Annotated in this window: 22 protein-coding genes and 1 pseudogene; 10 read left to right on the top strand and 13 right to left on the bottom strand. The window is 69.8% G+C overall.

Annotated features, from left to right (window positions below):
• Nucleotides 1-35: 35 nt before the first annotated feature.
• From ACIPEK_RS11805 to ACIPEK_RS11795, 3 genes are all read right to left on the bottom strand, one after another.
• Complete coding sequence (locus ACIPEK_RS11805) at nt 36-911, bottom strand: alpha/beta fold hydrolase (protein WP_401993906.1); 876 nt, start codon at nt 909-911, stop codon at nt 36-38.
• Between the two features lie 238 nt (nt 912-1,149).
• Nucleotides 1,150-1,356, bottom strand: a complete 207-nt coding sequence (locus ACIPEK_RS11800; protein WP_401993904.1) for a DUF397 domain-containing protein — start codon at nt 1,354-1,356, stop codon at nt 1,150-1,152.
• Nucleotides 1,353-2,198 (bottom strand): helix-turn-helix domain-containing protein, encoded by an 846-nt coding sequence (locus tag ACIPEK_RS11795; RefSeq protein ID WP_401993901.1) that lies wholly within the window; start codon nt 2,196-2,198, stop codon nt 1,353-1,355. Before ACIPEK_RS11795 ends, ACIPEK_RS11800 begins: the two co-directional genes overlap by 4 nt.
• Before the next feature lie 247 nt (nt 2,199-2,445).
• Between ACIPEK_RS11795 and ACIPEK_RS11790 the strand changes: the two genes are divergently transcribed.
• Entirely contained in the window at nt 2,446-2,895 is a 450-nt protein-coding gene (locus ACIPEK_RS11790; protein WP_401993898.1) for an ATP-binding protein, read from the top strand.
• 184 nt (nt 2,896-3,079) lie between these two features.
• Here ACIPEK_RS11790 and ACIPEK_RS11785 read toward each other — a convergent pair whose 3' ends face one another.
• The 5 genes and pseudogenes from ACIPEK_RS11785 to ACIPEK_RS11765 all read right to left on the bottom strand — a co-directional run bounded on the left by ACIPEK_RS11785 (nt 3,080) and on the right by ACIPEK_RS11765 (nt 7,241).
• Nucleotides 3,080-3,958 (bottom strand): septum formation family protein, encoded by an 879-nt coding sequence (locus tag ACIPEK_RS11785; RefSeq protein ID WP_401993895.1) that lies wholly within the window; start codon nt 3,956-3,958, stop codon nt 3,080-3,082.
• A 568-nt stretch (nt 3,959-4,526) separates the two neighbouring features.
• The gene (locus ACIPEK_RS11780; RefSeq protein WP_401993893.1) at nt 4,527-5,039 is read right to left on the bottom strand and encodes a hypothetical protein; all 513 of its coding nucleotides are present in this window, start codon (nt 5,037-5,039) and stop codon (nt 4,527-4,529) included.
• A gap of 150 nt (nt 5,040-5,189) precedes the next feature.
• A pseudogene (locus tag ACIPEK_RS11775) lies at nt 5,190-5,570 on the bottom strand (VWA-like domain-containing protein); the annotation flags it as partial.
• A 238-nt stretch (nt 5,571-5,808) separates the two neighbouring features.
• Nucleotides 5,809-6,192 carry a hypothetical protein gene (locus ACIPEK_RS11770; protein WP_401993890.1) on the bottom strand — a complete coding sequence of 128 codons (384 nt, stop codon included), beginning with the start codon at nt 6,190-6,192 and terminating at the stop codon, nt 5,809-5,811.
• Between the two features lie 11 nt (nt 6,193-6,203).
• Nucleotides 6,204-7,241, bottom strand: a complete 1,038-nt coding sequence (locus ACIPEK_RS11765) for a DUF3533 domain-containing protein (RefSeq protein WP_401993887.1) — start codon at nt 7,239-7,241, stop codon at nt 6,204-6,206.
• A 179-nt stretch (nt 7,242-7,420) separates the two neighbouring features.
• Between ACIPEK_RS11765 and ACIPEK_RS11760 the strand changes: the two genes are divergently transcribed.
• The 3 genes from ACIPEK_RS11760 to ACIPEK_RS11750 all read left to right on the top strand — a co-directional run bounded on the left by ACIPEK_RS11760 (nt 7,421) and on the right by ACIPEK_RS11750 (nt 12,999).
• Nucleotides 7,421-10,918, top strand: coding sequence for a DNA polymerase III subunit alpha (locus ACIPEK_RS11760; RefSeq protein WP_401993885.1), 3,498 nt, complete (start codon nt 7,421-7,423; stop codon nt 10,916-10,918).
• Nucleotides 10,915-11,922, top strand: a complete 1,008-nt coding sequence (locus ACIPEK_RS11755) for a DNA polymerase thumb domain-containing protein (RefSeq protein ID WP_401993883.1) — start codon at nt 10,915-10,917, stop codon at nt 11,920-11,922. The genes ACIPEK_RS11760 and ACIPEK_RS11755 overlap by 4 nt, the downstream gene beginning before the upstream one ends.
• Nucleotides 11,923-12,105: 183 nt before the next feature.
• Complete coding sequence (locus ACIPEK_RS11750; RefSeq protein ID WP_401993880.1) at nt 12,106-12,999, top strand: esterase/lipase family protein; 894 nt, start codon at nt 12,106-12,108, stop codon at nt 12,997-12,999.
• Nucleotides 13,000-13,022: 23 nt separating this feature from the next.
• On the opposite strand, the gene ACIPEK_RS11745 is transcribed toward ACIPEK_RS11750, so the two are convergent.
• Nucleotides 13,023-13,217: a hypothetical protein gene (locus ACIPEK_RS11745; RefSeq protein ID WP_401993877.1), complete on the bottom strand. Its 195-nt coding sequence runs from the start codon at nt 13,215-13,217 to the stop codon at nt 13,023-13,025.
• A 19-nt stretch (nt 13,218-13,236) separates the two neighbouring features.
• Between ACIPEK_RS11745 and ACIPEK_RS11740 the strand changes: the two genes are divergently transcribed.
• Both ACIPEK_RS11740 and ACIPEK_RS11735 read left to right on the top strand, forming a co-directional pair.
• Complete coding sequence (locus ACIPEK_RS11740) at nt 13,237-13,701, top strand: GNAT family N-acetyltransferase (RefSeq protein ID WP_401993874.1); 465 nt, start codon at nt 13,237-13,239, stop codon at nt 13,699-13,701.
• 35 nt (nt 13,702-13,736) lie between these two features.
• Nucleotides 13,737-15,284, top strand: a complete 1,548-nt coding sequence (locus tag ACIPEK_RS11735) for a trifunctional class I SAM-dependent methyltransferase/NUDIX hydrolase/VOC family protein (RefSeq protein ID WP_401993871.1) — start codon at nt 13,737-13,739, stop codon at nt 15,282-15,284.
• A gap of 297 nt (nt 15,285-15,581) precedes the next feature.
• On the opposite strand, the gene htpG is transcribed toward ACIPEK_RS11735, so the two are convergent.
• The 3 genes from htpG to ACIPEK_RS11720 form a co-directional block, all read right to left on the bottom strand.
• The gene (gene htpG / locus ACIPEK_RS11730; RefSeq protein ID WP_401993868.1) at nt 15,582-17,519 is read right to left on the bottom strand and encodes a molecular chaperone HtpG; all 1,938 of its coding nucleotides are present in this window, start codon (nt 17,517-17,519) and stop codon (nt 15,582-15,584) included.
• A 335-nt stretch (nt 17,520-17,854) separates the two neighbouring features.
• On the bottom strand, nt 17,855-18,349 hold the full coding sequence (locus ACIPEK_RS11725) for a DUF402 domain-containing protein (RefSeq protein WP_401993865.1): 495 nt from the start codon (nt 18,347-18,349) through the stop codon (nt 17,855-17,857).
• On the bottom strand, nt 18,330-19,250 hold the full coding sequence (locus tag ACIPEK_RS11720; protein WP_401993862.1) for a GNAT family N-acetyltransferase: 921 nt from the start codon (nt 19,248-19,250) through the stop codon (nt 18,330-18,332). Before ACIPEK_RS11720 ends, ACIPEK_RS11725 begins: the two co-directional genes overlap by 20 nt.
• A gap of 69 nt (nt 19,251-19,319) precedes the next feature.
• Here ACIPEK_RS11720 and ACIPEK_RS11715 point away from each other — a divergent pair, with 69 nt between their 5' ends.
• Nucleotides 19,320-19,697 (top strand): GntR family transcriptional regulator, encoded by a 378-nt coding sequence (locus tag ACIPEK_RS11715; RefSeq protein WP_383072307.1) that lies wholly within the window; start codon nt 19,320-19,322, stop codon nt 19,695-19,697.
• Nucleotides 19,698-19,812: 115 nt separating this feature from the next.
• Here ACIPEK_RS11715 and ACIPEK_RS11710 read toward each other — a convergent pair whose 3' ends face one another.
• A complete protein-coding gene (locus ACIPEK_RS11710) occupies nt 19,813-20,916 on the bottom strand; it encodes a DUF5925 domain-containing protein (protein ID WP_401993859.1) in 1,104 nt (367 codons plus the stop codon).
• A gap of 214 nt (nt 20,917-21,130) precedes the next feature.
• Between ACIPEK_RS11710 and ACIPEK_RS11705 the strand changes: the two genes are divergently transcribed.
• The 3 genes from ACIPEK_RS11705 to ACIPEK_RS11695 all read left to right on the top strand — a co-directional run bounded on the left by ACIPEK_RS11705 (nt 21,131) and on the right by ACIPEK_RS11695 (nt 23,023).
• Nucleotides 21,131-21,940 (top strand): SGNH/GDSL hydrolase family protein, encoded by an 810-nt coding sequence (locus tag ACIPEK_RS11705; RefSeq protein ID WP_401993856.1) that lies wholly within the window; start codon nt 21,131-21,133, stop codon nt 21,938-21,940.
• Between the two features lie 272 nt (nt 21,941-22,212).
• Nucleotides 22,213-22,476, top strand: coding sequence for a hypothetical protein (locus tag ACIPEK_RS11700; RefSeq protein WP_266362702.1), 264 nt, complete (start codon nt 22,213-22,215; stop codon nt 22,474-22,476).
• 166 nt (nt 22,477-22,642) lie between these two features.
• A complete protein-coding gene (locus ACIPEK_RS11695) occupies nt 22,643-23,023 on the top strand; it encodes a hypothetical protein (protein ID WP_401994076.1) in 381 nt (126 codons plus the stop codon).
• The last annotated feature ends 6 nt before the right edge of the window (nt 23,024-23,029 follow it).

Genomic DNA, 23,029 nt, shown 5'->3' with positions numbered 1-23,029 from the left:
TCCCTGCGTCTTACTGTCTCTCCCGGGTCCGTTCCTCAGCAGGCAGCCGGCTCCAGCAGCCAGTTGAGGATCGTGGGCAGGACGTGCAGCGCGTCGAAGTGCGCGGCCGCCGGTTCCACCACGACGGTGGAGTTCGGGATGCGCTCGGCCAGCCAGCGGGAGTGGCCCACCGGCGAGAACACATCCTTCTCGCCGTGCCACAGCATCACCGGACCCGGGATGTCCGCAGGGTCGAACCCCCACGGACGGCTGAACGCGATCGCGTCGTCGATCCAGCCCCATGCCGAAGTGCGCAGCCCCTCACGGTAGTTGCGCAGCAGCATGGTGCGGACCCCGGCGTCGTCGACCACCATCCGGTCGGAGTCGGTCAGCTCCCGGCGCAGATCGTCGATGAGCCTGACCGGGTTCTTCCTGATCACCGCGGACCGCGAGATGAACGACTCCGCGAGCCCGTCCGGATCGGCCGCCGCGGTGGAGTACGCCAGCACATTGGAGGCGGCCATCCCGTCGAACCAGTCCAGGCCGTCGGCGCCCCAGGGGGCCAGCGCGACCAGTGCGGCGGTACGGGTGACCCGCTCGGGCATCAGCGCGGCGCAGGCCAGGGCATGCGGGGCACCACCGGATCGGCCCACCACGGCGAACTGCTCCAGCCCGAGGTAATCCGCGATGGCCCGTACGTCCTGAACGACATCGGCGACACAGCGGCCCGGCAGCCGGTCGGAGTCGCCGTAGCCCGGCCGGTCATAGGTGATCAGCTGGGTCTTGCGTTGGTACAGCACCATGCCGCGCGGAGCCGGACCGAGCCTGCTGCCGGGCATTCCGTGCAGCAGGAAGACCGGTCTGCCGCATGGGTCTCCCAGATGCTCCACCACCAGCTGCCGCCCGTCCGTTGCGCGCACCCGACTACGCACTTGGTGCCTCCTCCGTATGGTGCGGGCACCGCGTGCCCGACTTTTCCCGCCCGATTCGATGATGGCTCATCAGAGCCCTTACCGGGACTGCGTGTTGGGAAACCGTGGGGGCGTTAGGGGGGCGCGTAATCGTGCGGCTTCTTCGGGCAGTTCTCGATCAGGCCTGCCGGGGCTCGCCCGCATCACCTCACGTGATGCGGGGGAGCCCGTCGATTCCGATCAGGAAGCCTCGTCGGCGCTACCCCCGCGCGAGCGTCACGAACGCCGCCCACTCGCCCCGTCCGACCCGCAGCACAGGTCCGCCACCCGTGACCTTCGAGTCCCGTACATACACCGCACCGGGGGCGGCGGCCACTTCCACGCAGTCGCCGCCGCCCGATCCGCTGTAGCTGCTCTTGAACCAGCGCAGCTCGTCAACGTTTCCGGTTACCTGCTCCATGCTCATGTCTCTCCCACCAGCCGTTCGATGAGCCGCGCAGACGCCTCGACGTTCAGGGCCTGCGATCGCAGCTTGCCATATCGCAACCCGAACGAGCTGACCTCTGCAGGATCACTGACGACACATCCGACCTCCTGGGACTCGATGTACCCGAGGCGGCGGAGCTCCTTTGTCTCCACCAGGACGAACGGTCCGTCCAGACCCGCATGGAATCCGAGCCCAGCAGGCATTACCTGAACCTCCACCGTCCGCAACGAGCCCACCTCCAACAGGCGTTGCCACTGCCCCCGCATCACCTCCGCGCCGCCCACCGGGTTACGCAACGCCTCCTCCCCGATGATGAACGACAGTTCCGCCAGCGGGTCCCGCGTCAGCAGCTTCTGCCTGCTCAGCCGCGCTTCCGTGTGCTGGTCGATGATGTCCTCGCTGAACGGCGGGCAGTGGCCGCCGAACACGGCCCGTGCGTACGCCTCCGTCTGCAACAGGCCCGGCACCAGCAGCGGGTCGTACGAGAAGCGGCTCAGCACCTCCGCCTCGATGAGGGCGAAGTTGCGGAAGAACTGCGGAAGCTTCGCCCGGTCCACATCGGCCTGGAGAACTTCCAGCAACCCGCCCGAAGCCAGCACCCGGTCCGCCGCGACGGTGAACGCCTCCTTTGCCGGTCGCCGTCCCTGCTCGACCGAGGCGACCTGTTCCAGGGAGTAGCCGATGGCATCTCCGAGCGCCTGCTGGTTCAACTCGGCCCGCTTGCGCAGGTGCTGGAGAAGCTTGCCGTAGGCCACCCAGACCCCCGGCAGGTCGTTGTTCTCCTTGGTCTTCGCCGCGCGACTGTTCCGCGTATCCCGCATTGCCCTCACGCCCTTCCGTCACCGTTCACGCCCGCCCGCAGCCACCCGTAGCGCTCCGCAACTCGACTACAGCTGGGCAAGGTTCAACGGAAGGCCCGTTTCCAGGGACACGGTCCCCGCCCCGTACAGCACCCGTACAAGACCCGTACAACGCAGGGTGGAGCTTCTCCGCTCAGCTCGTACGACCGATATCCCGTACGGCCGTCGCACCTGGTCGGCGACTTCTGCCGAGTCCCACGATGGCGTCGTGAAGCAACAGGAAAGCACCCATGAACCACTCGGCCCAGCCCCCGAGTTCAGCCTCCGCCTCAGCAGCACCCCGCGTGGCGCCCGGCTGGCCCGTACCCTCGCGGTCCAGCAGCTCACCGAGTGGTGCGGCAGTCCGTACGACTCCGGGACTGCTCGAACCGTCGCCCTCGTCACCGCCGAGCTGGCCGCCAACGCCATTACCCACGGGCGCCTCCCCGGACGCGACTTCCGGCTGACGCTTCTCCTTCTGCCCCACGCCGTTCGTATCGAGGTGACCGACACCCGCCCGGAGCGCTTGCCGCCCATCCCGGCAGCGGGACCCGTGTCCGCCGACGCGGCATCGGGCCGCGGTCTGCTGCTCATCGAGGCGTACGCGGACCGCTGGGGCTGCATCGTCCGCGACGCGCTCACCAAAACGGTTTGGGCGGAGGTGACTTGCTCCCCCTGAGTGCGGCGCGGAGGACAGCTGGGCCAGGCGATCTCTGCTCAGGCTCCGGGGCTGTTCTTCGGTCCCGGCACATGGCCGAAGCCAGGATGCCGGGACCGAAGGCCCTACGCAGGCCGACGTGCCGGATCCGGCGGTGTCCCCGCCGTCCGGCAAGGGCCCGGCCGGTCGACGTGACCCGACGGGGTCAGTCGGACCAGACCTTGGCATCGTCGGCCGGGACGGTGGCGGCGAGCTTCAGCTCCTTGCGGGCGGCGAGCGTCTTGTCCGGGTTGATGCCGTCGAAGGCCCGGTCGTAGGCGAGGTAGAAGGCGTCCGTGTCACCGGCCGAGGCGGCCTTTTCCCACGCACCGGCGGTCTTCTCCAGCTGTGCCCGGAGCTTGGCGGTCTCCGGCTGCTGAATGCCCTTCAGGGCCGTGAGGTGGCTGCCGAGTGCGGCGGCAACGGCTTTGGCCTGCTTCTTGTAGCCGGTGAAGTCGTCCTCGGCGTGATCCGCTTCGGGCTGGTTCGTCCACAGGGCCTCGTAGACGGCGTTCGAGCCCTTCAGGTACGCGAGCTGGTCGGCGTTCAGGGGCTTGCTCTTCAACGAACCGGAGAACGTGCCCGCTTCCTTGGTGTACGTGCAGCTCACGGCCCGATCGCCCGTCGCCCAGCTCTCCTTGGTGGGGGAGTAGTAGTAGACGTCGACGCCCTTGGGCAGGGCCCAGGCGTCAGGAGTGAACTTCTGCGCCTCGGCCGGGCATCGTTCGTCGGCGATCTGTGCGGTTTTGTCCTCACCGGGATACGCCGACTGCCCGTCGATCTTGAAGTCACCGACGACCTGGCCCTTGTGCGGTTCCTTGCACGGCACGACCTCGACGCTGAACTCCTCGCCCTTGGATGTCCCGTTGTTCGGGTTGTAGCAGTCGCCGGTCGCGAGCGAGAAGACCGATCGCTGGCGGACCACTTTCTTGGCGCCGGTCTTTGCGCTGTCGAGGGCTTCGGAGCATCCCACCGCTCCGACCGAGATCAGGGCTACGACAGCGGATATGCCGCGCAGGGAACGGGACGTGACACCGAGAGACATGACGTAGGCATCCTCAAGCGGAAGGGTTGTGAACAGATGTGCGCATCGTATGTCATGTCAGTGACAGTTCTGTGCGCAGGCGCTTTGATGCACCGGCGGTGGTGGTGCAGGTGATAACCGGACGAGTTGCCGTCCGGCGCTTGAGAGTGGTCGAGAAGTGAACTCCTGACATTCACCACCGAGCTCGCGGCCAACGCGATCACCACGGCAGCCTTCCCGGTCGCGACTTCCGTCTGCCGCTCCTGCTTCTGCCTCAGGTGGTCCGCGTCGAGGTATCAGACACCCGCTCGGACCGCCTCCCGCCCCAGCCGCCACCCGGTCCCCGTCCCCACCGATGCCGACTCGGGTCGCGGCCTTCTCCTGATCGACGCCCATGCGAGCCGCTGGGGCTGCACAGTTCGCGACGCCTGCACCGAGACGGGTCTGGGCGGAAGTGATGCTCTCGGAGAGCTACGGGGGTGGAGGCGGGCGCCGGTAGCCCTGTCCAGGGCCATCACCCCCACAGCCAGAGCTCAGCGCCCGACACCGCTCCCCGCCCCGCGCCGGACCACTCGCAGAGTGGTCCGGATCAGGAGGCCTTCGACTCCAGGTGGTAGGTCGTGTCGACCCAGAAACCGTTTGTAGCCCTGGCTTTGATCTCCAGTACGTACTGACCGGGAGTCAGCGACGCGATGCCACCCCAGATGCCCCACGCGTAGCGCTGGGTCAGCCCCGTCCTGAACGGCGCGGAGAACTCCCGCAGCGGCAACGGAATGCTGTTGAGCGATGCCGTGGCCTCTGCCACCGTCAAGGATTGGGGGATCCTTGAGTACGACCTGGTGTGCTGCATATTGAGCACAGGGAAGAAGACCGGCCGGTCCGAGGGGATCGCGCAGCGTCGCACCACGTGGCCGCCGTAGGTGCCGGCCAGGAACCAGAGGTCGTCCGGCTGGTTCCAGGCGGCGTGCTCGCCCGTTGTGTCCTCGACCGGACTGCGACCGTCAGGGGCGGCCAGGGCCCACTTCCACCACCGGCCTGCGAGCACCCCGCCCTCTTCGTCGCTCAGCTTCCACGTACTGTCGACCGATTCCGGACCACTCATGACGCCCCTCCCGCGTGCAGCCCCTGACTCAGGGCTCGTTTCGAACAAGCGGACAGTACCCAGGGCGGATGAATGGCTTGGCGGCGGCCTCTGCACCTACTTGGGCGCGGAGCGCATGGGCGGCATGATCGAGTGGATCCCCTGGGGGGCTCACCGAGCAGCGGGAGCCGCCCCGATGTCAACCACTCGTGCCCACGCGGGTGGCGAGTCCGGGACGTAATCGGGATCGTCCTCGTCCCACGACCCGGCTGCCTGCTGCCGAGGGAACAGACCCACCACCGTCCGGCACAGTGGTTGCGAGCTCGGCCAGGGCGTCTGCCCGTCGGTCAGGACCACGATGACGTCTGGTCGGGGTTGCGCTCGGAGCGCCTTTGCGAAGCCCGTGCGCAGATCCGTACCCCCACCGTCTACCAGCGGTATTCCCTCGGCACGGCACAGCGGGTGCACGACCCGGGTCGCCGCGTCGCACGGGAGGACGGTGATCAGGTCGCGACGGCCGCCCACGGCACGGGAGATCGCGGCAACCTCGAGCCTGAACAGTCCGTAGGTGATCCGCCGCAGGGCGGCCGCCTCCAGTTTGTCCCGCAGGGCGCCGCTGCGCAGCACTGCGTCGGGGCCCAGCAGGCCTTCGATGACGGCCAGCGCACCGGCGATGTCGCCGTGGTCCAGACGTTCGCGGACGCCGGTGAGGCAGTCCGGATGACGGTGCGCCTCATCGATGGCCTGCAGGCAGGGAAGCGGAGTGCCGGTCAATGCGACGAGCAGTTCCTCACCCGGACGCCGCCCGGTTCATGCCGACGCCCACGGCCGTGGTCACGTCGACGGATCCCGTTCCTCCACCACTGGTCGAGCCGGCCCGGCCCCGGGCCGCGGACGCGTACGCGAGCCGCGGCGGTGACTTCCTACCGGGGCCGACCACGGCGCCCGTACCGCCCGTTGAGGGATGGAACCACGGCGTCGGCGCGGTGCGCTCTTCACCGACTTCGACGGCGCCCCGGCAGATCCGGACGGCATAGTCGCCGACGCCCTCGACGGAGGTCACGCCGAGCGGACACCGGATCTCCTCACGATCCTTCAGGATGCGACAGGAGACCCGGCCGGACGTTTTTGCAGCGCGCGGTTCCCGGATGCCGATGAGCGCTCGCGCTGCCACGATCCGCTGGGTCAGGCGGCCGTCGAGCCCACGGGCGCCGTGTCACCGGCGTCATCATCCGGTGTGCGGCGCATGGCCATCAGGAGTGTGACGAGCGTGCCCGCCACCGCCCACGCGCACAGCACCAGCAGTGGTCCGGTGACCGCGTTGCCCTTGAAGTACGCGATCGAGCGTGCCACCCAGGTGCCCGCCCCGGGCGGCAGCGCGGGGCCGATCGCTCGCCAGAAGTCCGGGAGCATCGGCAGCGGGAAGGCGCCGCCGGCGCTCGGGTTGCCCGCGATCACCACGATCAGGACGGCCAGGCCGATGCCGACGATGCCGGTGAGGGCCTGCAGGGCGAGGGTGAGCATGCCGACCGCGAAGACGGTCAGTGCCCCCAGCCCCGACAGGCCCCAGAAGCTTCCGGGCAGGGCGCCGAGGATCGGGCCGATGATGATCGCGCCGCCGATCCCGCCCACGATGGAGTACAGCGCCATGACGCCGGTCCGGATCACCGCGCGCTGCCGGTTGGCGGGCTTGGAGCCGGCGCTGATCGCCAGGATCGAGGCACAGAGGTAGCCGCCCACGCACCAGCCCACGACCAGGTAGAAGGACGAGAGCCCGTCGAAGTCCTGGTCGGAGGCCGGGGCCACGTCCACGGACCGCACTGTGCGCTGCTGGGTCAGATCGACCTTCGTGATGATCTTCGTCAGGGTGTCGGCCAGCGCGGCACCCCCGCCGGAGGCGACCAGCACGGTGTCGGTCGTGCTCCTGGGACTGACGATCAGGGCGCCGTCGATCTCACGGTTCAGGATCTGCTCGCGGGCCGTGGCCGCGTCGGCGACCGTACGGGGGGCCAGCGGACCGCCCGGGAGATTCTTCAGCTCGGCCATCAGCTGTGCGGACATCTGCTGGCGCGCGACGACCCCGAAGGGTACGTCCGTCGGTTTCGGCTTGTGCAGCGCCCCGACGTAGGACGCGATGAACAGCAGCTGCAGTCCGAGCACACCGATCACAAGCAGTGCGGCCCGTGGAGTGACGGCGTTCTTCACCTCGTCAGCGAAAGTCATGCCCCCACGGTCCGGGGCGTCGGCCGTTCGTGCAGGTGGGACTGAGCCGAATGGCTGACCGGAGCGCCGGTCCGGGGCCGGGTGCATGTCCCGCGCTCCGGGTATCGTACGAATGTTCGAAACTTGGTCTATGGTGGAGAGCGAGGGGTGGTGAGTGCGGATCGGTCCAGGAGGTGCAGATGCCAGGGTTCACGCATCTGCATACCGTTTCCGGGTTCTCCCTGCGGTACGGGGCCTCGCACCCGGAGCGGCTGGCGGAGCGCGCCGCGGAGCGGGGGATGGACGCTCTCGCGCTGACCGATCGCGACACGCTCGCGGGTACGGTCCGCTTCGCCAAGGCCTGCGAGAGGGCCGGGGTGCGGCCGCTCTTCGGGGTGGAGCTCGCGGTGGGCCCTGCGGCGGCGGAGCATACGAGAGAAGGCGGGCGCGCGCATCGGCTGCGGACCCCGGTCCGTGGCGGTGCCTTTGTCGATGAATCCGCACCCCGGGTCACCTTCCTCGCCCGGGACGGTGCGCAGGGCTGGGCGGAGTTGTGCCGTCTCGTCACCGCCGCCCATGCCCCCGCGCCCGCCGGTGCCGGACAGCCCCTGGTCGGCCGGTCCGAGCTGCCCGCCGAAGGGCTCACCGTGCTGCTCGGCCCGGCCTCCGACGTCGGCAGGGCGCTGGCCGCCGGCCGCCCGGACCGGGCCGCCGCACTGCTCGCCCCCTGGCGGGAGATCTACGGCGACGACCTGCGCCTCGAAGCCGTCCACCACGGACGCGAAGGCACCGGACCCGGATCGCTGCGGCTTGCCGCCCGTACCGTCGGTTTCGCCGCCGAGCAGGGGGTGCGGGCCGTGCTGACCAATGCCGTCCGGTACGCCGACGCCGGGCAGGGCCCGGTCGCCGATGTGCTCGACGCGGCCCGCGGGCTGGTCCCCGTCGACCCCCGCCGCGCCCCGCTCGACAGCGATGAGCGCTGGCTGAAGGATGCCCGCGCGATGGCGGAGACCGCCGAGCGGATCGCCTCCGCCGCCGGGCTCGGCCGGGGCGGCGGAGCGCGGCTGCTCGCGGAGACCCGGCGCACCGCCGACGCCTGCGTCGTCGACCCAGAGAGCGACCTCGGCCTCGGCACCGTCCATTTCCCCGAACCGCATCTCGTCGGCGCCGGGCGGCGCACCGCCCAGCGGGTGCTGGCCTCCCGCGCCGCCGCCGCAATGGTGCTGCGCGGCTACGACCGCAGGCGCGACTACTGGGAGCGGATGCACCAGGAGCTGGACATCATCGCCTACCACGGTTTCGCCTCCTACTTTCTGACGGTTGCTCAAGTCGTTGATGACGTAAGGGCGATGAAGATACGGGTTGCTGCCCGGGGCTCCGGCGCGGGCTCCCTGGTCAACCATCTCCTCGGGATCGCTCACGCCGACCCGGTCGAGCACGGGCTACTGATGGAACGCTTCCTCTCCAAGCGTCGCTTCGTGCTGCCCGACATCGACATCGACGTCGAATCGGCACGCCGCCTCGACGTCTACCGCGCGATCATCGGCCGCTTCGGCACCGAGCGGGTCGCGACCGTCGCCATGCCCGAGACCTACCGGGTGCGCCACGCCATCCGGGACGTCGGCGCCGCGCTCTCCATGAACCCGGCCGAGACCGACCGGCTCGCCAAGGCCTTCCCGCACATCCGGGCCCGCGATGCCCGCGCGGCCATGGAAGAGCTGCCCGAGCTGCGGGCTGTCGCGGCGGAGAAGGAGAAGTACGGGCGGCTCTGGGAACTGGTGGAGGCGCTGGACGGCCTGCCGCGCGGCATCGCCATGCACCCGTGCGGGGTCCTCCTCTCGGATGCCACGCTGCTGCGCCGTACGCCTGTCATGCCCACCAGCGGCGATGGCTTCCCGATGGCGCAGTTCGACAAGGAGGACGTGGAGGATCTCGGGCTGCTCAAGCTCGATGTGCTGGGCGTACGGATGCAGTCGGCGATGGCGCACGCGGTCACGGAGGTCAAGAGGGCCTCGGGGCAGGACGTGGACCTGGACGCCGTTCCGCAGGGTGACCCGGAGACGTACCGGCTGATCAGGAGTGCCGAGACGCTGGGCTGCTTCCAGATCGAGTCGCCGGGCCAGCGCGACCTGGTCGGCAGGCTCCAGCCCGCCACCTTCCACGATCTGGTGGTCGACATCTCGCTGTTCCGGCCGGGGCCGGTCGCCGCCGACATGGTGCGGCCGTTCATCGAGGCCCGGCACGGCCGGAGGCCCGTCCGCTACCCCCACCCCGACCTGGAAGGGCCGCTGCGCGAGACGTACGGAGTGGTCGTCTTCCATGAACAGATCATCGAGATGGTCGACATCATGACCGGCTGCGGCCGGGACGAGGCCGACCGGGTGCGGCGCGGGCTCTCCGACCCCGAGGTGCAGGGCCGGATCAAGGTGTGGTTCGCGCAGCAGGCGGCGGCGAAGAAGTACAGCGCCGAAGTGATCGCCCGCGCCTGGGAGATCATCGAGGCGTTCGGCTCGTACGGCTTCTGCAAGGCGCACGCGGTCGCCTTCGCCGTACCGACGTACCAGTCGGCGTGGCTCAAGGCGCATCACCCTGCGGCCTTCTACGCCGGGCTGCTCACCCATGACCCGGGGATGTATCCGAAGCGGCTGCTGCTCGCGGACGCGCGGCGGCGCGGAGTGCCGGTGCTGGGGCTGGATGTGAACCGGTCGGCGGCCGCCCATCGAATCGAACTGGTGTCTGATGATGGGAAAGGGAGAGAGGTCTGGGGGGTGCGGCTCGCGCTGTCGGACGTCCATGGCATCAGTGAGGCCGAGGTCGCCCGGATCGAGGCCGGGCAGCCCTACGCCTCGCTGCTGGACTTCTGGCAGCGGGCCAGGCCGGGAAAGCCGGCCGCTGAACGGCTGGCCCAGGTCGGCGCGTTGGACGCGTTCGGTGCCAACCGGCGTGATCTGCTGCTGCATCTGTCCGAACTGCACCGCGCCCAGCGGGGTACCGGGGCGCGGTCCGGCTCCGGTGGCGCGCAGCTCCCGCTCGGCGAGGGGCGCAGGACCGGCTCCATCGGCCTGCCCGACCTCAACGAGGCCGAACGCCTCAGTGCCGAGCTCGGCGTCCTGAGCATGGATGTCTCCCGCCATCTGATGGGCGATCACCATGCGTTCCTGAAGGAGCTCGGCGCGGTCTCCGCCAAGCGGCTGCGCGAGGCGCGGCACGGGGACACCGTGCTGGTCGCGGGCGCCAAGGCGGCCACCCAGACACCGCCGGTCCGCTCCGGCCGCCGGGTCATCTTCACCACCCTGGACGACGGTACGGGCCTGGTCGACCTGGCCTTCTTCGACGACAGCCATGCCGCATGCGCGCACACCGTCTTCCACTCCTGGCTGCTGCTGGTACGCGGAGTGGTGCAGCGGCGCGGACCGCAGAGCCTGAGCGTGGTCGGTGCGGCCGCCTGGAACCTGGCGGAACTGGCCGAGCTGCGGCGTACCGGCGGACTCGACGCGGTCGCGGCCCGGCTGGCGGAGGAACCCTCGTCCGAGGAGGGCGCCCCCGAGGCTCCCGAGCCTGCTCCCGCCGACAACGGCCGCCGCATCCAGATGTCCACCGGGTACGAGATGAACCCCTGGTCCGACCTCCAGCCGCCCGGCGAAGGCGTCGCCACCGGAAGGAAGTTGTGGCACCAGAGTCCGGGGAGCGCGGGATGAGCACTGCACATGATGCGCCGGGAATCCTGTATCTGCGGTTCCGCAAGGTCGGCGGTGGCCTCCCGGACAGCGCCGGTTATGAGGGGCTGCTCGCCCTTCTCGGCGCGTTCACCCCGGTGGTCGAGGCGGTCCCGCCCGACGGGGCGCTCGCCGATGTGCGCGGCGCGCTGCGCTACTTCGGGCGGGACGTGAAGGGGCTGGCCTCGGTGATCCGGATCCGTGCGCTCGCCCTGCACGGCGTGGACTGCGCGATCGGGGCCGCGCAGAACCCGATGCTGGCCCGGATGGCGGCACGGCAGGCCGCGCCCGGAACGACCTTCGTGGTCCCCGCGGGCGGGGGAGCGGAGTTCCTCGCGGCCAAGCCGGCCGCCGCGCTGGACGGTGTGGGGGCGGCGACGGCCCGCACCCTGTGCGGGTACGGGCTCGACTCCGTCGGCCGGATCGCTGCGGCCCCGCTCGGCACCCTGCAGCGGATCACCGGCGTACGGACCGGACGTGAACTGTGGGAGCGGGCGCGCGGCATCGACCGTACGACGGTCGTACCGGGCGCCGCCGCGCGGTCGATCGCCGCCGAACGGTCCTTCCCGCGCGACGAGCTGGACCGGGAGCGGCAGCGCCGCGCGCTCATGTCGCTCACCGAGGAGCTGGGGGCCAGGATGCGCGGGGACAGGCAGGTGTGCCGGGGGCTCTCGGTCTCCGTGCGCTATGCCGACCGGACCGGATACTCGACGCTGACCCGCAGTCGTACGCTCCGGGAGCCCACCGCGCACTCCGCGGCGCTCACCGAACTCGCGTACCGGATCCATGACTCGTTCGGACTGCAGCGGGCCCGGGTGCGGGGGATCGGGCTGCGTGCGGAGGGGCTGACGGACGCCGAACGGGCCGCGCACCAGCTGTCGTTCGACCCGGTGGACGAACGGGCGCGCCGGATCGAGGCGGTGGCGGACCGGCTGCGGGCCAGGTTCGGCCCGCGGGCCGTGATGCCGGGGCGGCTCGCGGCCTGATCGATCCGTTGGCGTCGCATGGTTGATTACTCATCAGTTTTTACCGACGCGTAACTTCCCACGCCACCTTACTCACCCGTAATTTGGCATGAGCACATAGGAAATTCAGCAGTCAGAACTTGTGGTCCGGGCCGCAGGGTGCACAGACATCGCAACTCCCTTGAGCCGCAAGGAGACCACACGATGCTGCCCCGGACCCGTGCGCCGCGCACCCCACGTGCGCGGAGAACCCTCGCCGCACTGCTCCTCGCCGTCGCGGCAGTCGCCACCCCCACGGCCACTGCCGCTGCAGCCACCCCCACCGTCGCCACAGCCACCTCCCGTGGCTGGAACGACTACTCCTGCAAGCCCTCCGCAGCCCATCCCCGCCCTGTCGTCCTGGTCCATGGAACCTTCGGGAACTCGATCGACAACTGGCTGGTTCTCGCCCCCTACCTCGTCAACCGGGGCTACTGCGTCTACTCGCTCGACTATGGGCAGCTGCCCGGCGTGCCGCTCTTCAACGGCCTCGGCCCGATCGACAGGTCGGCCGGTCAGCTCGCCACGTTCGTCGACCAGGTGCTCGCCTCCACCGGAGCGCCGAAGGCCGACATCGTCGGCCACTCCCAGGGCGGCATGATGCCCAACTACTACCTGAAGTTCCTCGGCGGCGCCGCCAAGGTGAACGCCCTGGTCGGGCTCGCGCCCGACAACCACGGCACCACTCTTCTCGGCCTGACGAAACTGCTGCCGTACTTCCCGGGCGCCGAGGACCTGCTGAACGCCAACACCCCCGGTCTCGCCGACCAGATGGCCGGATCCCCGTTCATCACCAAGCTCAACGCGGGCGGCGACACCGTGCCCGGGGTGCGGTACACGGTCATCGCGACCAGGTACGACGAGGTCGTGACCCCGTACCGCACGCAGTACCTGGACGGACCGAACGTACACAACGTGCTGCTCCAGGACCTGTGCCCGGTCGACCTGTCCGAGCATGTGGCGATCGGGACCGTGGACCGGATCGCCTACCACGAGGTGGCGAACGCCCTGGACCCGGCGCACGCCACCCCGACCACCTGCGCCTCGGTCATCGGCTAGGGCCCCGGGCTCGCTCCAGGTGCTCAGTCTCCGCGTCGGGTCGCGGCGGCGGCCCGGCGGCGGACCGAGGCGAACAACGCGGCCGAACCCACGGCAAGCGCGGCCGCACCGTCGTTGGCCAGGTAACGGGCACTGCCGTCGCCACCCGTCTCGGCGGGTCCTTCGTAGCCGCTCCTCAAGACCGTCTCAAGGACCCGCTCAGCAGGGATTGAGAACAACCGGCCGTACGGTGTGTACATGACCGCCGAAGCTTCCGAGAAGATCCGCCTCGCCACCCCGGCCGACGTCCCCGCCGTGCGGGCCGTCACCGACGCCGCCTACCGGCACTACATCGAACGCATCGGTCTCGTACCCGCACCGATGGAGGCGGACCACGCGGCGGATGTCGCCGCGGGCCGGGTGCACGTGACAGGGGTCTTGGACGTCGTCGGCGTCCTGGTCCTCGTACCGCACGACGACCACCTCTTCCTGGAGTCCGTCGCCGTCCACCCGGACGCGGCCGGCCGGGGAGTCGGCCGGCGGCTGCTCGCCCACGTGGACGCGTACGCCCGCAGTCTCGGCCTCCCCGAGATCCGGCTCTACACCAACGCCCTGATGTGGGAGAACCAGAAGCTCTACCCACGCTACGGGTACGAGCTGGTGGAGCGCCGTGTGGACGGCGCGTACGACCGCTTCCACTACCGCAAGCGGCTGGCCGGCTGATCGACTCCGTCAGTGGGGGATGGCACGATCGGCTCATGACGACGATCGACTGGGATTCCGCAGCCGACTCCTTCGACGAGGAGCCCGACCACGGGCTGCTCGACCCGGCGGTCCGGCATGCCTGGGCGCAGCGGCTGGAGAGCTGGCTGCCCGGTGAGCGCTCCGAGGTGCTCGACCTGGGATGCGGCACCGGAAGCCTTGCGCTGCTCGTCGCCGGGCAGGGACACCGGGTCACCGCCGTCGACCGGTCGCCGCGCATGGTGGAGCAGGCGCGGGCCAAGCTTGCCGGGACGGGTACCGGGGTGTTCCTCGGGGACGCGGCCCAACCACCGGTCGGAAAGCAGCAGTTCGATGTGATCATGGCCAGACATGTCGTGTTTCTGCTGCCTGATCCGGCGGCGGTCCTGTGCCACTGGTTCACCCTGCTGCGGCCCGGCGGCCGGCTGATCCTGATCGAAGGTGTCCGGGGCGGCGTCGGCCCCTCCGCCGAGCGGCTGACCGGACTTCTCTCCGGGCTCACCGAACGCATCCACCACGAGCGGCTCTCCGACGATCCGGCCCTGTGGGGCAAGCAGGTCGACGACGAGCGCTACGCTCTGGTGGCCCGCGCCGAACCGCCGCACCGGCACACCGAGGTCGTCGATGTGCATCTGATCCTCCGCCGCGGCCCGGAGGTCCTGCTCGCCCGCCGGGCCAATACCGGTTACGCGGACGGGCTGTTCAACGGCCCGTCCGGACATGTCGAGGACGGTGAGGACGTCCGCGAGGCGATGATCCGCGAGGCCGCCGAGGAGATCGGTGTCGAACTCGGCGCGGACGAGCTGCGGGTCGCCCTGGTCATGCAGCACCGGGGCCCCGGCGGCAGCCCCAGGACCGGCTGGTTCTTCGAGGCGGAGTACGACCCCGGCCGCCCGCCGTACAACCGCGAACCGGACAAGTGCTCCGAGCTGGCGTGGTTCCCGCTGGACGCCCTTCCGGACGACATCGTCGCCTACTGCAGGGCAGGGCTCGACGGCTACCGCGCGGGGGAGCACTTCCTGATCCACTGGCACGAGGACGGCGACACCGTGGCGTACCAGCCGCACGCGATCCGCCGCGCCGTCCCGCTGCCGGCCGGCGGGGCCCGCACCGGCGGGGTGCACCACATCGAACTGTGGGTGCCCGATCTGCCGGCGGCCGAGCAGGGATGGGGCTGGCTGCTCGGCGCGCTGGGCCATGTCCCGTACCAGCGCTGGGAACACGGGCGGAGCTGGCGGCGCGGCGACAGCTATGTGGTGGTCGAGCAGTCACCCGATCTGACCGGGGGGACGCACGACCGCCGCCGCCCCGGGCTCAACCACCTGGCGTTCCACGTCCGGGACCGGGCCACCCTCGACGCACTGGTGGCCGGGGCCCCGGAGCACGGCTGGCGGCCGCTCTTCCCGGACCGTTACCCGCACGCGGGCGGGGACGGGCACATCGCCGCGTATCTGGAGGACGCGGCGGGGTACGAGGTGGAGCTGGTCGCCGGAATCCGGCAAGCCCGCCCGGCGCCTCAGGACCCGGCGCCGCACACCGATGTATGGGCGCGGCGCCGGGACTAGGGTGCTGAAGATCTCGGCCGGATCAGGGAGCGGCGTTCGGTGCGTGCAGCTGCAAGGCGCCGGAGCGTCCTCGAATGGGGTCTCCCCTGCTCGAACGAAGCTGAGAGCTCGGGGAAGGAGCTATCAGGGCGTTTCGGCAACGCCGCAGATGTGCGTGCCGGGCGTCGCGAGCCCGGCCAAGATCTTCAGAACCCTCCTGGGTCCTGTCGTCAAACTGCCGTCTGCCGTGCGACGCACGGCCGCCCTTCGGGCGACGACGGCAGGTTGACGAAAGGACCTGGAGCTTGCGGCTCTCACTCACAGGGTGCGCTCAAGGCGGTCGGCCATCAGTCTGACGAAGCGTGACGGGTCGCCCAGTTCGCCGCCCTCGGCCAGCAGCGCCAGGTCGTGGAGGAGTTCGGCCGTCTCCTCCAGGCCGGTGCCGGAATCCTCGCCGCGTTCGGCGTGTGCCCGGTTGAGACCGCTGACCAGCGGGTGCTCCGGGTTGAGTTCGAGGATGCGCTTCACATGGGGGACGGGCTGGCCCATGGCGCGGTACATGTTCTCCAGGGCCGGCGTCACATCGTGCGTGTCCGAGACGATGCAGGCGGGCGAGACGGTGAGACGCGAGGAGAGCCGTACCTCCTTGACGGTCTCGCTCAGCCGGCCCGTCATCCAGGCGAGCAGATCCGCGTACTCCTGCTGCCGGTTCTCGCGCTCGGTCGCGGCCTCCTTCTTCTCCTCCTCGGTGCCGAGGTCGACCTCGCCCTTGGCGACGGACCGCAGCTTCTTGCCGTCGAACTCGGGCTCGGCCTCGACCCACACCTCGTCGACGGGATCGGTCAGCAGCAGCACCTCGACGCCCTTGGCCCGGAACGCCTCCATGTGCGGGGAGTTCTCGATGGCCTGCCGGGACTCGCCCGTGAGGTAGTAGATGTGCTCCTGGCCGTCCTTCATCCGCTCCACGTACTGCCGCAGCGTGGTCGGCTCGTCCTTGTCGTGGGTCGTGGCGAAGGAGGCGACACCGAGGATGGCGTCGCGGTTCTCGAAGTCGCTCAGCAGCCCCTCCTTGAGGACGCGGCCGAACTCCCGCCAGAACGTGGCGTAGCGCTCCGGGTCGGCGGACATCATGTCCTTGACCGTCGACAGCACCTTCTTCGCCAGACGCCGGTGCATCAACTGGATCTGGCGGTCCTGCTGGAGGATCTCGCGCGACACGTTGAGCGACAGGTCCTGAGCGTCGACGACGCCCTTGACGAAGCGCAGGTACGGCGGCATCAGCGCTTCGCAGTCGTCCATGATGAAGACGCGCTTCACATAGAGCTGGATGCCGCGCTTGTACCCCTGCATGAACAGGTCCTGGGGCGCGTGCGACGGGATGAAGAGGAGCGCCTGGTACTCGAAGGTGCCCTCCGCCTGCAGCCGGATGGTTTCGAGCGGGGCGATCCAGTCGTGGCTGATGTGCTTGTACAGCTCGTGGTACTCGTCGTCCGTGACCTCCTCGCGCGAGCGCGCCCAGAGGGCCTTCATCGAGTTGAGGGTCTCGGGTTCGCGCGGGGCGTCGTCGGCCCCTGCCCCGGAGTCCGCGGCGTCGTCGGCAGCGGTCTCCGGGGCCATCCTGACGGGCCAGGTGATGAAGTCCGAATACCGCTTGACGATCTCCTTGATCTTCCAGGGAGAGGTGTAGTCGTAGAGCCGGTCATCGGCGTCCTCCGGCTTGAGCCGGAGTGTGACCGAGGTGCCCTGGGGAGCGCCGTCTACGGTCTCGATCGTGTACGTGCCCTCGCCGGTCGACGTCCAGCGGGTGCCCTGGCTCTCGCCCGCGCGCCGGGTGAGCAGCGTGACCTCGTCGGCCACCATGAAGCTGGAGTAGAACCCGACACCGAACTGGCCGATCAGCCCTTCGGCCGCGGCGCTGTCCTCGGCCTCCTTGAGCTCCCGCAGGAACTTCGCTGTGCCCGAGTTCGCGATGGTCCCGATGAGCTGGACCACTTCGTCGTGCGACATCCCGATGCCGTTGTCCCGCACGGTCAGCGTACGGGCCTGTTTGTCGGTCTCGATGTCGATGTGGAGGTCGGACACGTCCGCGCCGAGCGAGTCGTCGCGGAGTGCTTCGAGCCGCAACTTGTCGAGCGCGTCGGAGGCGTTGGAGACGAGTTCGCGCAGGAACACGTCCTTGTTCGAGTAGATCGAGTGGATCATCATCTGCAGAAGCTGGCGCGCTTCCACCTGAAACTCGAACGTCTCAGTGGGCATAATCCGTGATTCCTTCTCAGGTCACCGGGTGGGGAACTGACCTGAGCACTGTAGATCAACTGGTCCTCGCGGGAGCTGCGTTCCGACAGTCAGGGGTCGTCCGTCGTGCGGTTCCGGCGGTAGGGCCGGACCGGATTCACAGAAATTCAGTACAAAGCGGGCGCGCTTTCCCTGGATGCGCCGACGGACGCGGCATCCGGGCTGTGGGCCCCGCCGTGCGGAACCCTCTGTTCCGCTGCGGCCGTCGAGCCGACGGCCGACGGAAACGGTGGACGGGGCTCCGGGTGGACCGTACAGCGGTCCGCCCAGGAACCCGGAACGAGTACCTCCGCCGGTCAGGCCAGCAGCGTCGCGAGGCCCTCCGCGCGGGCGAGGTCTTCCAGTTCGTCCAGCGCCCGGCGGGCCGCATCGGCCGCCGCCGGATCGCGCTCGGCGAGACCGCTCTCCTCGAATTCGTCCTCATCCAGCCGGAGTACGGACGAGCCGTCCGCCGACACCCACAGATCGAGATCCAGGTCCTCGACCAGAAGTTCCGCGTCCCGCAGCACGGCGGGACGGGTGATGTCGCAGTACCAGCCCTTGAGTTCGCCCGCGCCGGTACGGACCTCCTTCACGGCGAACCAGCGGTCGCGCCAGTAGTGCTCGGTGAACACATCGCCCGGCTCGAACCGTACGAAGCCGAAGTCACGGACCCCCGGCGCAGCCCAGGGCGCACGCACCGTCACCCGGGTGCCGTCGTCGCGGACCACATCCGCCGGGTAGCGGATCTTGGTCCGCCCGGCCTTCACCAGGGCGACCACCAGCGCGGTCTCAGCCGAGCTTGCGGACATAGCGCACCTCCGTGGCACAGATCTCGTAGCCGAACCATCGATTGACCGCCAGCATCGGACCGTTGTCCGCGTCGTTGCCGGTGTACGCGTCCGTGTACCCGGCGGCGCGCGCCCGGTGCAGCGAGTCGTTCTTCGCGAGCCTGGCCAGGCCCCGGTTGCGGTAGGCCCGGCGGGTTCCGGTCATCCCCGACATGTAGCGGGTCAGACCGTCGGTCTGCGCCGCGCTGAACGCCGCCACCTTCCCGTCGGCCACCACGACCGAAGTCAACTCGTGGTCGAGCCCGGGGTGGCGCCAGATCTGATTCAGCCAGTCCTCGTAGTCGGACAGTTCGGCCGGGGTGTCGCTCGGCTCGTCGGCCGTGGTCTCGGCATCCGCCTCGAAGAGCGGGCGCGGATCGTCCGCGAAGTCCGCGGCGGTACGCAGCTCGACGTCCGCCGGGAGTTCCTGACGGGGCGGCAGCGAGCCGTTGGCCAGGTCGAGGTGGAGGAAATGAGCCGAGCGGCTCGGCGCATAGCCGCGCTTCTCGGCGAACGCGCGATTCGACGGGGTGTCGAGCACCCAGGTGTAGATCGCGAGCGCTCCCTCCCGCGCCAGGTACTCCTCGGCCGTGTTCAGCAGCAACCCACCCGCCCCGTGCCCGGTGCGGTCCGGATGCGTGTACGGATTGCAGAACGCCTGGCCGGGTTCGGGGCTGTCGTGGACGAGACCGACCTGTGCGGTCCCGATGAGCTCACCGTCCTCCTCGGCGACCAGTAGCCGGTAGCGCTTGTCGGGATGGGCGGAGGCCAGATCGAAGGCGACCTGCTCGGGAGTTGTCACCATGTAGGGCAGTGCGGCACGCCGGACCTGCACCCAGGCCTCTGCGTCGGCGGGCAGGAAGTCGCGAACGAGGATAGTCATGGGCCGGACGTTACGCGTGGTCCCGCACGGGGCGCCGCTGATTTTCCGGCGGTGGGGGACAATCGGCGCGTGACCCTGAAGATCGCCCTTGATCCGGATTCCGGTACGGCCCCGTACGAGCAACTGCGCACACAGATCTCCGAACTGGCCCGCTCCGGCGCGCTGCCCGTCGGATTCAGACTTCCGACCGTACGCGGCTTCGCCGAGGAGCTCGGCCTCGCCGCGAACACCGTCGCCAAGGCGTACCGGGCGCTGGAGGCCGACGGGGTGATCGAGACCCGTGGCCGCAATGGCACGTTCATCGCCGCTGCCGGTGATGCGGCGGACCGGCATGCGGCGGCCGCGGCGCAGGAATACGCGGAGCAGGCCCGGAGACTGGGCCTGTCCCGGTCCGAGGCGCTGTCCCTGGCCGAGGACGCGGTACGGGCGGCGTACGCGGCGCGATGAGTCGGGGGCCTGGGCGGGGCACAGCCCGGCACCGTCCGGCCGCCGGTCTGCCCTCAGACGCCGGACGGGCCTGAAGGGCGTCCTCGAGCGCCGGACGGGCTTGGTTCTGCCGGGCTCAGAGGTACAGGCCCGCGTCCGCACCGGAATCCTGCTTCGGCACCGACGCGGGACCGCTGCCGCGCCGCAGCGCGTACAGCTCGGCGAGCGTGGCGCCCTCGCGGCCCAGCCCTTCCTCCGTACCCAGCCAGGCCGCCGCCTCCTTGCGGGTCAGTGAGCCCACTTCGATCCTGGCGAGGCAGCGGCCGGGCCTGACCACGGCCGGATGGAGCCGCTCCAGGTCCTCGTTGGTGGTGACGCCCACCAGTACATTGCGGCCCTGGCCCAGCAGCCCGTCGGTGAGGTTCAGCAGCCGGGACAGCGCTTGGCCCGCCGCGTGCTTGGCCTCGCCGCGGATCAACTCGTCGCAGTCCTCCAGAAGCAGCAGTCGCCAACGGCCCTTCGCCGTGCCGTCGTCCTCACCGATCGCGATGTCCATCAGATAGCCGACATCGTTGAAGAGCCGCTCCGGATCGAGCACGCAGTCGACCTGGCACCAGTCCCGCCACGAGCGCGCCAGCGTGCGCAGCGCGGACGTCTTGCCGGTGCCGGGCGGGCCGTGCAGCAGGAGCAGCCGGCCGGCGATGTCGTCGGGCGTGACCTTCATCAGCCGGCCCATGGCATCGGCCACCGGTGCCGTGTAGTTGTTGCGGACCTCGTCCCACGTACCGGCGGCGATCTGCCGGGTGGTGCGGTACGGGCCGCGGCGCGGGGACACGTACCAGAAGCCCATCGTCACATTCTCGGGCTGCGGTTCCGGTTCGTCCTGGGCGCCGTCCGTCGCCTGGCCGAGGATTCTCTGCGCCAGCTCCGGGCTGGTCGCGGTGACCGTGACATCGGCGCCGCGGTTCCACCGCGAGATGAGCAGCGTCCAGCCGTCGCCCTCGGCGAGCGTGGCGCTGCGGTCGTCGTCGCGGGCGGCGCGCAGCACCTTGGCGGCCGGGGGCAGCAAGGTGGCCGCTGCCTTGACGCGATCGAGGGAGGAGCTGTGCGAGTACGGCTGCTCGCCCGTCGCGAAGCGGCCGAGAAACAGCGCGTCGACGACGTCGGACGGGGAATCGCTGTCGTCGACGGTGAGCCGGATCGGGAGAGCGGACTCAGGGTTGGCAGACATGACGCCCATGATCCGGCAAGGGGGCACCCGGCGCACCCAGGTTTCGCCACCTTCCTCCCCGCTTCCGGCGGGCGGACCGCGGACATGACGCGAACTCAGCGGGGCGCGCGGGCGAACTCATTGGGCAAACTTGGCATGGACACTTCCGGTAGAGGTGTGGGTACTGCTACCACGGACACGGCAGACCAGGCGGAGATCCTGCCGGTCGGTCCAAGGAGGTTCCATGAAAATGTCCAGACTCGTGGCGTTCTCGTCCTCGCTCCTGCTCGGTGCCGTACTCGCTCTGACCGGAGCGGCCACCGCCAATGCCGCACAGTCTGTTCAGGCCGTCGACTACGTCGCCCTCGGCGACTCGTACTCCTCGGGTGTCGGATCCGGCAGTTACGACAGCGCCAGCGGTGACTGCAAGCGCAGTACCAAGGCCTACCCCGCACTCTGGGCCGCCGCCAACTCGCCCTCGTCCTTCGGCTTCACCGCTTGCTCCGGTGCCCGCACGGGTGATGTCAAGGCCAACCAGCTCGGCCCCCTCAATGCCTCGACCGACCTCGTCTCGATCTCCATCGGCGGCAATGACGCGGGTTTCTCCGACGTCATGACCACCTGTGTCCTCCAGTCGGAGGCCACCTGCCTCAGCCGGATCGCCACGGCCCGCAGCTATGTCGACACCACCCTGCCCGGCAACCTCGACTCGGTGTACTCGGCGATCCGGACCAAGGCGCCGTCCGCTCATGTCGTCGTCCTCGGCTACCCGCGCTTCTACAAGATCGGTGGCAGCTGTGTCGTCGGCCTGAGCGACAAGGTGCGCACCGCGATCAACGGTGCCGCCGACTACCTCAATGCGGCGACCGCCAAGCGCGCCGCCGACCACGGCTTCACCTTCGCCGATGTCACGGGGAACTTCACCGGGCACGAGATCTGCTCCGGAAGCGCCTGGCTGCACAGCCTCAACTGGCTCGACATCGGTGAGTCGTACCACCCCACCGCAGCCGGACAGTCGGGCGGCTACCTGCCCGGCCTCAAGTCGGCTGTCTGACCCCCCACCCAGTACATACGCCGGGCCCGTTCGACCGTCTGACGGGCAGGAGGCCCCGTACGCAGGGGCCTCCGTCCGGCGCCCCGTCGGTTCATCGCGGGCGAGCCACTTCCGTTCTGTCCAACTCGCCCTGGAATGAGGCGGATTCAGTGGTCGGTCGTCAGCCTCCGTATGTGTGTGCTCAATCCTGCGACCGGGATACACGAGTGTCGTCGCGGGGGGATAGGGTTAACCTGCCCGGGCCGGGTGCCCTCGTACGGGTGGGGAGTGACATGGAACAGATAACGGTGCGCAGCAGGCCGCGTGTGCCTGCCATCACATGCGGGAGCAGTGCGACGAGTTCGCGCCTCGACCGCCATCTCGCGGTGCTCGGCGGACCTGCCGTCCCGCAGCGGGAGGCCGCGGAGGCGACGCTGCTGATGCGTGAGCTCACCTCGCGCGATGCCGCCCACAGCCATCGGAGCAAGAGTGCGCGGGTCTCGCTCTTCGCGCCGCTGCGGCGACTGCGACGCTCGCTCTTCGGCAGCCGCCACTGACCCGACGGCACGTCACGACCGCGCTTCGGTCCACCGCCCGGGCTCCCCGGCCAGGGTCCGTCGCCCCAGGCCCCCCGCTCGGGGCCGCGCAGGCGATCACACCGTCCCGGCGCTGCGCTGCTGTCTGCTCTCCCGTCATCCCCAGGGCTCGCAGTAGCGCTTCGGTGTGTTCGCCGGGCACGGCGGAACACCGCTCGGCAACCAGAGCGCGCTGGACGCCGCCGTGATGACGGCGACCATGCCGGAGTTCCTGCGCGAGGAAGATCTCGCGCCCTCGGGGCGGCTCCACCGGTTGATCGACAACGGCGGCGACATCTCCGGCATCACCCCGGAGACCGCCGAGATCCCGTACCACGTACGCGAAGGCGGCCCGGCCCGCGTGCAGGTGCTGCTCGACAAGGTCATCGCCCTCTCCGGGGCTGCGGCCAGGGTGAGCCGGACGACGGTGCGTCACCGCATCACCTCTCGCCGAGGGCCCCGGCCGATCGATCTGGACCGGGTCTTCGGCCGGGCGCTGCGCCGGGTGATGGACTCCTTCGACCGGTAGCGAGTG

It is taken from the genome of Streptomyces sp. NPDC088246 (assembly GCF_044741025.1).
Lineage (GTDB): Bacteria > Actinomycetota > Actinomycetes > Streptomycetales > Streptomycetaceae > Streptomyces.
This window is presented reverse-complemented; position numbering and strand designations above follow the sequence as displayed.